Raw genomic sequence first — 12,758 nt, forward strand, 5'->3', positions numbered from 1 at the left:
GCAGGCCCGGGGACGCTCGAAAGCGCCAGAGGACTGGCGCACTCCAGGACGCTGCCGCGAGCCTTCACCTGCGGGTGTTTGAGTCTGTCTTCGTCCACTGCCTTTGACTGCATCGTTACGGCTGAGAAGGGCCAGCATGGCCGAAGGCAGAGCGTGTCGTGAAACAGGCAGCCTTGCCCGTTCGGTAGTTCCCAACAGGCTGGCAGCCTGTGTCACTTCGTAACAGCGGCGCTTGGGACCAAGCGCCCTACCGCTCCCGCTCCTTGACCTCTTGACCAAGCCTTGACCCGCACACGAAGAAGCTAGGGCGTGTTGTCCCCAACACACCGCCACCATCAACCATCAACTCGACAACCATCAACTCTCACCACCTCACCACGCGTCCGTCCTGAACGGCGTGGCGGGCAGGCCGTCCTGATTGAAGAGATTGGCCCAGTTGAACTGCTGGCTCCAACCGTAGCGCACGGCGGCGGGCTGCGGCACGTCCTTGCTCGACACCACCACGGTGTCACCGGCGATGACGGCATCAGCCCAGACGAATTTCTTGTCGTCACCGGCGAGCATGAAGCCCTGCAGCTTGTCGCCGTTCTTGAAGGCGAGACCTTGGCCGGTGTGCGTGAACTTGACCGTCACCTTGCCGCCGCTGATCGCATGCGAGGCATACATGGGCCCGAGGAACTCGGCCTTGCTGCCGTAGGCCACGCTCTGCGCCACCTGCGCGGCACGCGCACCATACGCGGACTTCAGCACCGGATGCGTGCCCGCACCGAGATCGCTGCTGAGGACCATGTGCGTGTGCGGGTACTGCATGAAACTGGCAAAGTAGGCGTGGCAGTAGTCCAGCGCAGGCGGTGCAGGCACCACCGGCGGCTGCGGGCGATACGGATCGGCCTTGGTGTTCTGCGGATTGGTGTAATCCCACGCACAACCACCGCCACTGGGCTTCTGGACGTAGATGAACGGAAACTCGCCCTGGCCCCAAGCCTTGCGCCAGCCCTTGATGAGAGCGCCCATGACTTCGTACTGCGGCACGCCCGCGATGTTCGTGCGGCTCTCGCCCTGATCCCACAGCACGCCGGTGATGGCATAACCGACATACGGACGAATGAATGATTCAAAGAGCTGGCCGATCTTGCCGCTGTTCGCCTCCCCGGCCTTGCCCACGCCTTGCGGCGGACGCGGACCACGCGGCGGCTCTTTGCCGTCTTTCTTCGCGGCTTCGACCAGCAGCTTCCATTTCGCCACTTCCGCCGCGTAGAGCACCATCGCTGCGTCAAACTTCGCCTTCTCAGCGTCGTAGTTGTAGGTCGCCGCAAATTTCTTCGCCGCCTCAGCGCAGGCCGCATCGCTGCGATACATCTCCTCACTCAACCAGAAACCCGATGGCGTGCCGCCGACGGCACCGACCATCAACCCCACCGGCACATCGAGTGCTTGTTGCAGCGGAACGCCAAAGGAGAACAGCAGAGCGCTGAACTTCGTGATCGTCTCCGGCGTCGCCGTTTCCCACGTAGCAGCGGCGTCTTTGCGCAGCAGGCGCAGCTTGGGATAACTTTTCTGCGCTGCCGCAGCGAGCACCGCATCGTCCTTCACATAGCTGCTCACCACCATGTCCATGTTCGACTGCCCCGAGCCGACCCACACCTCGCCCACGAGCACGTCGTCGATCTTCGTGTCATTCACCGTCAGCACCTGCGGCTCCGCATTCACCTTCAGCGCGTCCAGTTTCAGCCGCCAGGCACCCTTATCATCCGCAGTGGCCGTTTTCGTCTGCCCGGCGAAGGAAACCGTCACCTTCTCCCCGGCGGCCGCCGTGCCCCAGATGGGCACCTCCATGCCGCGTTGCAGCACCAGGTGCGGCGTGAAGACCTTGGACAGCTTCACCTCCGCGTGCAACGCGGTGGCGGCAAAGAGAGGCAGGAACAGCGACAGAACGCGGAGTGATTTCATGAGGAAAGACCAAACGCCAAACGCGGCGGAATCTTCAACGCATCACTCCGCCACTCCATCCCTCCCCGGTTGATTCCCCTCCCCCTCAGTCCTTCCACATCACCAACGCCACCGTCAGCAGCGCGCCACCCACCCATAACACCAAAGTATCGGTGACAAGATACGAGCAGGCCAGCAAGGCAGCGCCCATGATCATCTTCCGCGCCGAACCCATGCTCTTCCCAAAAAGCAAAGCCCCCATGCCAATGGCGCCAAAGACCAGGGATCCAAAAAAATTGGCGGAGGTAGGCATGAGACTGCAACGCCGTCACCGCGACGGCCTTGCAGTGCTTCCATCAGCCTTGGTGTGTGCTCACACGACCTCCGGCACGACAAACGGCGAACGATACTTATCCTTGAGCATCGCGTTCGCGGCCTCGTGGTCGATGAAGCGCTCGGCCTTGCCATCCATCTTGAGCACAGGACCTATCGTGAGCTTGTCCTTGCTGAGATCGACTTCGTTTTTCGCCAGATGCTCCTTCATGCGCTCAAAGGACTCGGCACCGAGCTTGTCGCCTTTGATCTTCTCCAGAATCGCGTCAGGTGCTTCCTTCGATCCGAGACGGTAGGAGATGTTGCCGGTGTGGCAGAGGGCGCTGGAGAGGTGGCCTTCGAGAATGTCCGCATGCAGATCCTCCACGCGGCGGCTACGGCAGGCGTTGATGAAGTTTTTGAAGTGATCCTCGCTGCCTTCAAACTTCTTCACTTCCTTGCCGTCCTTGTCGAAAATAATGGCCCCGGAGTAGTTCGGCACAACGACGGTGCCGCCTTCGCACTCAACGATCACGCCGACACCGGCCCCCGTCACACCTTCTTTGCCGTCCTTGCCCGGATTCGGCTGGAATTTCACGCCTTGGCTCGTCTGCATGAGCTTGTCCATGTTCTTGCCTTCCTTCGACTCCGCCAGACCGCGCACTTCAAAAATCAGCGGGGCTTTCTCATAGCCGTGGTAAATGATCTGCGTGTTCGCCGTTTCGCCATCGTCCTCATAACCGAGGCGACCGCCGACGCTCCACACGCTCGGCGACAATTCCATCTCACCGAGGAACCAGCGTGCGATGTCCATCTGATGAATGCCCTGGTTGCCGAGGTCGCCGTTGCCGTAGTCCCAGGTCCAGTGCCAGTCATAGTGCAGCTTCTTGCGATGCAAGGGCTGCTGCATGGCCGCCGGACCACACCAAAGATTGTAGTCCACAGAATCTGACAAGCCTGCTGGCGGGAGCTTGCCATTCTTGTCTGGCTCATTCCATTTGCCAATGCTGCCACGGCGCTTGTAGCACAGACCGCGTGAGAGCAGGATTTTGCCGAGATTGCCTTCCTGCACATACTTCACCGCTTCGGCGATGCCTTTGCGGCTGGAACGCGACTGCGTGCCGGTTTGCACGATCTTCGAGTATTTCCGCGCCGCGTTGACGATCTGGCGACCTTCCCACACACAGTGCGACACCGGCTTCTCGACATACACATCCTTGCCGGCCTGAATCGCCCAGATGGAGGCCAGCGCGTGCCAGTGATTCGGCGTGGCGATGCTCACGGCGTCGATGCTCTTGTCATCAAAGACCTTCCGCATGTCGGTGTACTGCGTGACCTTGATCTTTTCCTTGTCGAGCGCCTGCACATGCTTGCTCATCACGTTGCTGTCCACATCACACAACGCCGCAATGCGCACCCCCTCGTTCTTCAATCCCTTGTAGCCACTGATGTGTGAGCCACCGCGTCCGCCAAAGCCGATCACGGCCATGTTGATCGTGTCCCCCGGACTTTTCTGCGCCCAGGAGGTTTTGGCGATGTAGAAAACGCCGGTGGAAGCGGCGGCGGACTGTTTGAGGAAGGAGCGGCGGTTGGTCATGGCGTGCAGTGAAACGCCACTTCGCGCATCACCTTTCTTTTTTGACAAAGCCTCAGACATCTCTCCCATCTCTCCCATGCGCCCCATCCTCGCTCTCCTGCTGGCCCTTTGCCCTTTGCTCTCAGCCCTCAGCGCCTCGCGGCCCAACGTCCTCTTCATCCTCTGCGACGACCTGCGCCCCGACGCTCTCGGCTGCTACGGCTCGAAGCACGTCAAAACACCCCACATCGACCGTCTCGCGAGTGAAGGCGTGCGTTTTGCAAATACCTTCTGCACCACCTCGTTGTGCTCGCCCAGCCGTGCCTCGATTCTCAGCGGTCTCTACGCGCACGCGCACGGCGTCACCAACAACTTCACCGAGTATCCCGCCAGCATGCCCAGCTTCCCCGGCCTGCTGCATGATGCCGGCTACGCCACCGCCTACTTCGGCAAATACCACATGGGCGAGGACAACGACGAGCCGCGTCCCGGCTTCGACACCTTCGTGACGCACAAGGGCCAGGGCAAATACTTCGACACCGAGTGGAACCTCAATGGCAAGAAGCGTGAGGTCATCAAAGGCTACTACACCACCGTCGTCACCGATCTCGCGCTCGACTGGCTCAAGCAGCAAAGCGCTGACAAACCCTGGTGCGCCTTCATCGGCCACAAGGCCCCGCACAGCTTCTACACGCCCGAACCGAAATACGAACATGCCTTCGACGACGTGCGCGTCCCCTACCCCGCCACCGCCTTCCAGCTCGACGACAAACCCGCATGGCTGAAGCAACGCCTCCACACCTGGCACGGCATTTACGGCCCGCTCTTCGAGTGGCGGAAAACATTCCCCGATGACCGGCCCGAAGCTGTGAAGGACTTCGAGAACATGGTCCACGGCTACTGGGGCACCGTCTTGAGCGTCGATGACAGCGTCGCCCGCATGCGTGCATGGCTGGAAGAAACCAAGCAACTCGACAACACCCTCATCGTCTTCATGGGCGACAACGGCCTGCTCGAAGGCGAGCACGGCATGGTCGATAAACGCACCGCGCATGAAGCCAGCCTGCGCATCCCGCTCATTGTGCGCTATCCGCAGCTCACGCAGACCCCCAAAGTCATCCCGCAGCAGGTCCTCACCGTCGATATGGCCGCCAGCCTGCTCGAACTCTGCGGCGCACCCGCGCTGCCGAAGACCCATGGCAAATCCTGGGTCAAGCTCGTGCAAAACGGCGATCCAGATTGGCGCACCGGCTGGTTCTACCACTACAACTACGAAAAACAGTTCCCCTACACCCCGAACGTCCGCGCTCTCCGCACCGACCGGTGGAAGTACATCCATTACCCGCATGGCGATGGCTCGCCCGACAAGCACATGTCTGAACTCTACGATCTGAAAAATGACCCCGGCGAGACCAAGAACCTGATCAACAAGCCCGAACTCGCTTCAAAGGAGACGGAACTGCAAGCCGAACTCGCCAAGCTCATGCAAGCCACCGGCTTGAACACCGACACTGACAAGATGCCACTGGATGAAGGCGTGAAGAGTGCGCTGCCCGACGCGAAGCTCCGGTGAGCAAAGTGCGGCAGTCGTTCGCTTCGCGGCCTAATCGTCGGGTGTGATGGCCGGGATGGGAATCGCGGACAAGCAACCGTTTCACACCGGCTCCTATCCACCGGCTTGACGCTACCGCCCCAGACCGTTATTCTCGCGCTATGATCGCCGAACGCCTGCCCGCACTCGCCGCCATGTCTCTTGAAGAGAAATGGGAGGTTTATCGAGAACTCGACGAAGAATTGCATCAACAAGCCGATACGGGTGACGATCCTCAGTTGCATGATCCAGCAACCGTCGCCGCAGTGAAGGAACTGCTGGAAAGCCGCCTGTCCCATTACCATGCACACCCTGAAACAGCACGGCCTTGGGAAGAAGTACGTGCCAGCTTGAAGCAGCGTTTTGATGCTTGGAAAACTGACCGCCGGAAGACCGCATGAACGAGAATGTGCTGCTCGCCGGTGCTGATCAGGACATGTTCGGTCACTATTGCCGTCTGGAAGACCGACGTGAAGGCGCTGGAGCCATGTTTGATGAAGCGCTGCATGAGCAACTGGAACTACTGCGGCTGCACCCTCTCATAGGACCGGCATATCCTCCGTGCGCACCGGTGCGTCGGCGTGTCGTGCTCGAGTGGGATGTGGGCATCTACTATAGCGTGGAAGGACGCCGTAACGTGATCCACGCGATTTTGCATCTGCGCCAGGATTCGACCTCGATCCGCTCCATCCTGCTGTCACGTCTTCCGCAGTGACACTCTCCATTTCGAGGATTGACACGCCACGCCCGGAGTCTCAGCATCGCGGCACAACCATGAAACAGGAGCCCATTCCCGCCGGTCTTCACCCTCGTTCTGACACCACGCGCACCGGTCTTGCACCGGCCCAGATTGCTGATGCGTTTCGCGATAATTTACATTATTTGCTGGGACGCTTCCCTGCTATCGCCTCACGCAACGACAACTATCTGGCGCTGGCCTACACGGTGCGTGACCGGCTGCTGAAGCGCTGGATCGACAGCGCCCAGACCTTCCGCGAACGCCAGAGCCGCACGGTGTGCTACCTCTCGGCGGAGTTCTTGATGGGGCCGCAGCTTGGCAACAATCTCATCAACCTCGGCATCCAAGACCAGGTCGAGGAGGCGATGAAGTCACTCGGTTTGAAACTGGAGGACATGCTTGAGCAGGAGGAAGAGCCGGGCCTCGGCAATGGCGGTCTGGGACGTTTGGCGGCCTGCTATCTTGACTCGCTGGCGACGCTGGAGGTGCCCTCCATCGGTTACGGCATCCGCTATGAGTTCGGCATCTTTGAGCAGCGCATCCGCAACGGCTGGCAGATCGAGATGACGGACAAATGGCTGCAACTCGGCAACCCGTGGGAGATTCCACGGCCGGAGATCGTGCATGAGGTGAAGTTTGGCGGGCGCACTGAAGGCTATGATGACAACGGCGCTTTTCGAGTGCGCTGGATTCCCAACGAGTTGGTACGAGGCATGGCCTATGACATGCCGGTGCCGGGCTATCAGGTTCACACGGTGAATCTGCTGCGCCTGTGGAAAGCGGAGGCGGCGGAGTCCTTCGACTTCCAGGCGTTCAATGAGGGCGACTACTACCGTGCGGTCATGCACAAGATGGCGTCGGAAAACATCACCAAGGTGCTGTATCCCAACGACGAGTCGTTGCAGGGCAAGCGCCTGCGCCTCCAGCAGCAGTTCTTCTTCGTCTCCTGCGCCTTGCAGGACATGCTGCGGCTCTACCTCCAGCGCAGCAAAAAGCTGGACGGGTTTCATGAAAAATTCTGCGTGCAGTTGAACGACACGCATCCCGCCATCGCCGTCGCCGAGCTGATGCGGCTGCTGGTGGACGAGCATCGCATGTCCTGGGAGCCAGCCTGGGAGATCACGCGCAAAACCTTCGGCTACACCAACCACACACTGCTGCCGGAAGCGCTGGAGCGCTGGGGCGTGCCACTGTTCCAGAGCGTGCTGCCGCGGCATCTGGAACTCATCTATGAAATCAACCGTCGCTTCCTCAATGAAGTGCGCCTGCGCTTCCCCGGTGATGACGCCCGCGTTGCACGCATGTCCTTGATCGACGAAGGCGGCGAACGCTACGTGCGCATGGCCAATCTGGCCTGCGTCGGCAGCCACGCCATCAATGGCGTCGCCCGTCTGCACAGCGATCTGCTCAAAGAAGGCGTGCTGCGCGACTTCCATGATTTCTCGCCGGAGAAATTTCAGAACAAGACCAACGGCGTCACGCCGCGCCGCTTCATGCTGCTGAGCAATCCGGGACTCGCTGCGCTCATCAGCCGCAGCATCGGCCCAGGCTGGGTCAAGAACCTCGACGAACTGAAGCATCTCGAAAAATTCGTCGAAGACGCGCAGTTCCGCCGCGAATGGCGTGCGGTGAAACTGGAGAACAAACGCACGCTGGCCCGGCTGCTGCAAGAGCGTGCCGGCTTCACGGTGAACCCGGACTCGCTGTTCGACATTCAGGTCAAGCGCCTGCACGAATACAAGCGCCAGCATCTCAACGCGCTGTTCATCATCACGCTCTACAACCGCCTGCGCCGCAATCCGTCCCTCAAGATCACGCCGCGCACCTTTGTCTTCGGCGGCAAGGCCGCGCCGGGCTATTACATGGCGAAGCTCATCATCAAGCTCATCAATTCCATCGCCGAAGTGGTGAACAACGATCCTGTGGTGAAGAATCAGCTCAAAGTGGCCTTCTTCCCGAACTTCAACGTCAAGAATGCCCAGCACATCTACCCGGCGGCGGATTTGTCCGAGCAGATTTCCACTGCGGGCAAGGAGGCCTCCGGCACCGGCAACATGAAGTTCGCCATGAACGGTGCCCTCACCATCGGCACGCTCGACGGTGCCAATGTCGAAATCCGCGAGCAGGTGGGCACGGAGAATTTCTTCCTCTTCGGCCTCACCGAAGCCGAAGTCGAGCAAACCAAGGCCCATGGCTACCGCCCGTGGGAATACTGCGCCTCCAACGAGGAATTGCGCGAGGTCATCGAGCAAATTCGCGACGGCTTCTTCTCCCCCGACCAGCCCGACCGTTTCCACCCGCTGGTCAATTCCCTCTTGCAACGCGACGACTACCTGCTCTTCGCCGACTACGCCTCCTACGTCGCCTGCCAGGACCGCGTCGCCGCCGCCTACGAAGACACGGAGCAATGGACACGCATGTCCATCCTCAACGTCGCCCGCATGGGCTACTTCTCCTCCGACCGCTCCATCCGCGAATACTGCGACGAGATCTGGAAGGTGAAGCCGGTGACAATCGAAACGTAGGTTGGGTGTGGCGTAAGCCCGCCCGACTTTCAGCGCACCGCAGCCGTTGGCGTTTGCGCGCGTCCTTGCAGACGGGCGGGCTGTCGCCACACCCAACCTACGACAACAGAAATCGTGATTGAACCCAATGAACATCCGGGACATTCTTCCACCATGAACCTGCTGGAACGCATCACCATCGAACTCGGAAAGTGTGGCGGACGCCCCTGCATCCGTGGTTACCGCATTCGTGTCAGCGACATTCTCGATCTGATCGCCGCCGGAGCCAGCCAGGAGGAAATCCTCCAGGACTACGACTTTCTGGAGGCCGATGACATCAAGGCCGCGCTGACCTATGCTGCACGCCAGACTGACCACACGGTGCTCGCCATCGCTGCGTGAAATTCCTCGTGGACAACCAGTTGCCCGCCGCCCTTGCACGTTGGCTGAGTGACAAGGAACACGATGCCGTCCACGTTTTGGATCGAGGCCAGGGTCAGACCGATGATCGTCGGATTTGGTCGGATGCCATCACCGAAAATCGCATCGTAGTTTCCAAGGACGAGGATTTTTTCATCCTTGCCACACGCCCCAATGATGCTGGCCGTCTGCTCTGGCTTCGACTTGGCAACTGCCGCACGCAGCATTTACTGACCAAACTCGAACAAGCATGGCCTGCCATTGAGCCAGTGCTGGCATCCGGCCAAAGCATCATCGAAATCCGCTAACTCAGCTTCCACCACCATGCGCCGCTTATCCCTTCTCCTTTCCGTGCTTTCCGTGTGTTCCGTAGGCCATCTCTCCGCCGCTGACACACCGCCCAACATCATCGTCATGCTCATCGACGACATGGGCTGGACCGATCTCGGCTGCTACGGCTCCAAATACTACGAGACCCCGCACATTGACCAGCTCGCCAAGGATGGCATGCGCTTCACGCAGGCGTATTCGGCCTGCACCGTGTGCTCACCGACGCGTTCGGCCATGATGACCGGCAAAGCGCCCGCACGTTTGCACATCACCGACTGGATCGCCGGTCATGTGCCGAGCAATGGCCGTCTCAAGGTGCCGGATTGGACGATGCATCTGCCGCTGGAGGAGGAAACTCTCGCGGAACGGCTCAAGACACGCGGTTATGCCACCGCGAGCATCGGCAAGTGGCATCTTGGCAAGGAGGAGTTCTATCCCGAGAAGCACGGTTTCGATGTGAACATCGGCGGCACGAATGGTGGCTCACCACCGAGCTATTTTTCGCCCTACAAGATCGCCACGCTGCCCGATGGCCCGAAGGATGAGTTCTTGAGCGACCGGCTGACGACGGAAGCGGTGAAGTTCATCGAGAAGAGCAAAACGAAGCCGTTTTACATCTATCTCCCGCACTATGGCGTCCACACGCCGATCATGGGCAAGCCGGAGGTCATTGCGAAGTATCAGGCGAAGCGTGCGGATCGCGGCCACAGCAATCCGGTGTATGCCGCGCTCGTTGAAAGCGTGGATGACAGCGTCGGCACGCTGCGTGCGAAGCTGAAAGAGCTAAACCTCGCGGAGAACACGATCTTCGTCTTCACTAGCGACAACGGCGGCCTCAGCGGCACCGTCGGCCCGAATGGCTGGTCACGCGGCCCCACGGACAACAGCCCGTCACGCTGGGGCAAAGGCAGCGCCTATGAAGGCGGCGTCCACATCCCGCTCATCGTCTCCTGGCCCGGTCAAGTGAAGCCCGGCAGCACCTGTGACGTGCCCGTCATCACTTACGATCATGTGCCGACACTGCTCGCAGCCACGCAAACACCGCTCAAGGACAACCAAATCGTCGATGGCGAGTCTCTGCTGCCCTTACTCACCGCCACCGGCCCGCTCAAGCGCGAGGCGATCTACTGGCACTACCCGCACTACCATCCCGGCAGCGCCACGCCTTACAGCGCCATTCGTGAAGGCGACTGGAAGCTCATCCAGTTCTATGAGGACAATCACGTCGAGTTGTACAACCTCAAACTCGACGCTGCTGAGGTGGACAACCGCGCTCCACATGACTCCGTGCGTGCGTTGCAGCTCCGCGACAAGCTGAACGCTTGGCTCAAAGACACCGGCGCGCAGATTCCCGAGCGCAACCCGAAGTACGATCCCGATAAGCCGCTCAACGAGCCGCGAAAAGGCGGCGGGAAGAAGAAGTCAGAATGAATACCTCTACCGCAGAGAGGCAGAGGAGCAGAGAGCGCAGAGATAGAATGTTAAAATCTCTGCTTCCTCCGCCTCTCCGCCCCTCTGCGGCAAATCTGGGATGGTTCCAGCATTAGCCTGCATTTTTCACACTCTCTTGTGAAAGTGAAACAGCGTGTCGGCGGCCATTTTTTGTAGCTCGGTATTCCGATACCGAGTCGGTGCCGTCGCGGAATCGGAATTCCGCGCTACAACCCCGCGCCGCCACCGACTGCATGTGAGAAATGCAGGTTAGCGAACATTCGTGGTTAGAGCCTCTGGCCGGGTCTCGTACTCGCTGGCAACCATGAGCGCCAACCAACCTGTTTCGTCCCGTCGTCAGTTCATCACCCGCAGCGCCACCGCCGCTGCTGCGCTCGGATTTCCCGCCATCGTCAGTTCACGTTCGCCGAATGCGAAGCTGAACCTCGTGTTCATCGGCGTCGGTGGTCGTGGCGCAGGGAACATCAAGGATCTGACCGGCATGGCGCTGTATCAGCCGAAGAAAGATCCCAAGAAGGGTGAAGCCGCCGCTCCGCCACCGCCGCCGATGGAGCCACGCGAGAATGTCGTCGCTCTGTGTGATGTGAATGGCGAGAACCTCGACCGTGCGGGCGAAGTGTTCAAAGGCGCGAAGAAGTTTCGCGACTTCCGCAAGCTCTACGACTCACTCAGTGCCTCGGAGATCGACGCTGTGGTGATCAGCACCACCGAGCACACGCATGCGTATGCCACGCTGCCTGCGTTGTTGATGAAGAAGCCGGTGTACTGTGAAAAGCCGCTCTCCCACAATGTCGCCGAGGCACGACTCATCACTGAAGCGGCGGCCAAAGCTGGGGTGGTGACGCAGATGGGCACGCAGATTCATGGCATGCCGAACTACCGCCGAGTCGTTGAGTTGATTCAAAGCGGAGCCATCGGCAAAGTCACCGAGGCGCATGTGTGCGTGTCACGCGCCTGGGGTTTGCAGAGCAAGGAGGACGCGGAAAAGAACGGCGACATCGTGCATGTCACTGAACGGCCAACCATCGCCGAAACACCGCCGCCGTTCCTCGATTGGGACCTGTGGATCGGCCCCGCGCCGATGCGGCCCTACAGCAGCGTCTATTTTCCCGGTCCGAAGTGGTATCGCTGGTGGGATTTCGGCAACGGCACCATGTCCGACCTCGGCAGCCATTGGAACGACCTGCCGTTCTGGGCGCTGAAACTCGATGCGCCGCTCAGCATCGAAGCCTTCGGCCCGCCACCGCATCCTGAGATCGCCCCGGCCTCCATGCATGCCGTGTATGAATACGGTCCGCGTGGCGACATGCCCGCGTGCAAGCTCCACTGGCATCAGGGTGCGGACAAACCCGACGTGTGGAAGAACGATCCCCTCATCAGCAAATGGAGCAGTGGTGTGCTATTCATCGGTGACAAAGGCATGCTGCTCTCCGACTACGGCAAGCATCTCCTGCTGCCCGAAGCCACGTTCAAAGACTTCCAGCGCCCCAAACCCTTCATCGCCGATTCTCCCGGCCAGCACGCCGAATTTTTGGCCGCCATCAAGAACGGCACGCCCACCGGCAGTCCCTTCAGCTACGCGGGTCCGCTCACCGAGGCGAATCACCTCGGCAACGTCGCTCATCGTGCCGGTGGCAAGATCGTGTGGGACGCCAAAGCCATGCGCATCACGAACAATGAAGCCGCGAATCGTTTCCTCAGCCGCGTGCCGAGGGAGGGATGGAAACTGGGGTGAGCGGTGATCCCGAACAGGTCAGCCTTAAACCGGAGTTGATGGTGAATGGTTGATGGGCCTGAGCCGTAACCATGCAGTTGGGTTTGCGCTGAGCGCGGCAGCGTCCTGGAGTGCTCCAGCCCTCTGGAGCTTGCCGCAGGCCCGGGGACGCTCGAAAGCGCCAGAGGACT

Annotated in this window: 11 protein-coding genes; 8 read left to right on the plus strand and 3 right to left on the minus strand. The window is 60.2% G+C overall.

The window, feature by feature from the left end; all coding sequences use genetic code 11:
- Positions 1-372: 372 nt before the first annotated feature.
- From ACKVY0_RS27215 to ACKVY0_RS27225, 3 genes are all read right to left on the minus strand, one after another.
- Complete coding sequence (locus ACKVY0_RS27215) at positions 373-1,950, minus strand: hypothetical protein (protein ID WP_409218023.1); 1,578 nt, start codon at positions 1,948-1,950, stop codon at positions 373-375.
- 85 nt (positions 1,951-2,035) lie between these two features.
- A complete protein-coding gene (locus ACKVY0_RS27220) occupies positions 2,036-2,242 on the minus strand; it encodes a hypothetical protein (protein ID WP_409218024.1) in 207 nt (68 codons plus the stop codon).
- A gap of 60 nt (positions 2,243-2,302) precedes the next feature.
- Complete coding sequence (locus tag ACKVY0_RS27225; protein WP_409218025.1) at positions 2,303-3,838, minus strand: Gfo/Idh/MocA family protein; 1,536 nt, start codon at positions 3,836-3,838, stop codon at positions 2,303-2,305.
- Between the two features lie 76 nt (positions 3,839-3,914).
- On the opposite strand from ACKVY0_RS27225, the gene ACKVY0_RS27230 reads away from it, so the two are divergent.
- From ACKVY0_RS27230 to ACKVY0_RS27265, 8 genes are all read left to right on the plus strand, one after another.
- Positions 3,915-5,390 carry a sulfatase gene (locus tag ACKVY0_RS27230; protein WP_409218026.1) on the plus strand — a complete coding sequence of 492 codons (1,476 nt, stop codon included), beginning with the start codon at positions 3,915-3,917 and terminating at the stop codon, positions 5,388-5,390.
- Positions 5,391-5,530: 140 nt separating this feature from the next.
- On the plus strand, positions 5,531-5,809 hold the full coding sequence (locus ACKVY0_RS27235; RefSeq protein WP_409218027.1) for a hypothetical protein: 279 nt from the start codon (positions 5,531-5,533) through the stop codon (positions 5,807-5,809).
- Entirely contained in the window at positions 5,806-6,123 is a 318-nt protein-coding gene (locus ACKVY0_RS27240) for a type II toxin-antitoxin system RelE/ParE family toxin (RefSeq protein WP_409218028.1), read from the plus strand. The genes ACKVY0_RS27235 and ACKVY0_RS27240 overlap by 4 nt, the downstream gene beginning before the upstream one ends.
- 59 nt (positions 6,124-6,182) lie before the next feature.
- Positions 6,183-8,672: a glycogen/starch/alpha-glucan phosphorylase gene (locus ACKVY0_RS27245; RefSeq protein ID WP_409218029.1), complete on the plus strand. Its 2,490-nt coding sequence runs from the start codon at positions 6,183-6,185 to the stop codon at positions 8,670-8,672.
- Between the two features lie 153 nt (positions 8,673-8,825).
- The gene (locus ACKVY0_RS27250) at positions 8,826-9,053 is read left to right on the plus strand and encodes a DUF433 domain-containing protein (protein WP_409218030.1); all 228 of its coding nucleotides are present in this window, start codon (positions 8,826-8,828) and stop codon (positions 9,051-9,053) included.
- Positions 9,050-9,379 (plus strand): DUF5615 family PIN-like protein, encoded by a 330-nt coding sequence (locus ACKVY0_RS27255; RefSeq protein ID WP_409218031.1) that lies wholly within the window; start codon positions 9,050-9,052, stop codon positions 9,377-9,379. Before ACKVY0_RS27250 ends, ACKVY0_RS27255 begins: the two co-directional genes overlap by 4 nt.
- A gap of 16 nt (positions 9,380-9,395) precedes the next feature.
- On the plus strand, positions 9,396-10,832 hold the full coding sequence (locus ACKVY0_RS27260; protein WP_409218032.1) for a sulfatase: 1,437 nt from the start codon (positions 9,396-9,398) through the stop codon (positions 10,830-10,832).
- A 325-nt stretch (positions 10,833-11,157) separates the two neighbouring features.
- Entirely contained in the window at positions 11,158-12,588 is a 1,431-nt protein-coding gene (locus ACKVY0_RS27265) for a Gfo/Idh/MocA family protein (RefSeq protein WP_409218033.1), read from the plus strand.
- Positions 12,589-12,758 lie beyond the last annotated feature (170 nt).

It is taken from the genome of Prosthecobacter sp. (assembly GCF_046154365.1).
Classification (GTDB): domain Bacteria; phylum Verrucomicrobiota; class Verrucomicrobiia; order Verrucomicrobiales; family Verrucomicrobiaceae; genus Prosthecobacter.

Bases quoted from the DNA above. Each gene is read 5' to 3' on its own strand.
- ACKVY0_RS27215 (WP_409218023.1), bottom strand. From the start codon at position 1,950: ATGAAATCACTCCGCGTTCTGTCGCTGTTCCTGCCTCTCTTTGCCGCC.
- ACKVY0_RS27220 (WP_409218024.1), bottom strand. From the start codon at position 2,242: ATGCCTACCTCCGCCAATTTTTTTGGATCCCTGGTCTTTGGCGCCATT.
- ACKVY0_RS27225 (WP_409218025.1), bottom strand. From the start codon at position 3,838: ATGACCAACCGCCGCTCCTTCCTCAAACAGTCCGCCGCCGCTTCCACC.
- ACKVY0_RS27230 (WP_409218026.1), top strand. From the start codon at position 3,915: ATGCGCCCCATCCTCGCTCTCCTGCTGGCCCTTTGCCCTTTGCTCTCA.
- ACKVY0_RS27235 (WP_409218027.1), top strand. From the start codon at position 5,531: ATGATCGCCGAACGCCTGCCCGCACTCGCCGCCATGTCTCTTGAAGAG.
- ACKVY0_RS27240 (WP_409218028.1), top strand. From the start codon at position 5,806: ATGAACGAGAATGTGCTGCTCGCCGGTGCTGATCAGGACATGTTCGGT.
- ACKVY0_RS27245 (WP_409218029.1), top strand. From the start codon at position 6,183: ATGAAACAGGAGCCCATTCCCGCCGGTCTTCACCCTCGTTCTGACACC.
- ACKVY0_RS27250 (WP_409218030.1), top strand. From the start codon at position 8,826: ATGAACCTGCTGGAACGCATCACCATCGAACTCGGAAAGTGTGGCGGA.
- ACKVY0_RS27260 (WP_409218032.1), top strand. From the start codon at position 9,396: ATGCGCCGCTTATCCCTTCTCCTTTCCGTGCTTTCCGTGTGTTCCGTA.
- ACKVY0_RS27265 (WP_409218033.1), top strand. From the start codon at position 11,158: ATGAGCGCCAACCAACCTGTTTCGTCCCGTCGTCAGTTCATCACCCGC.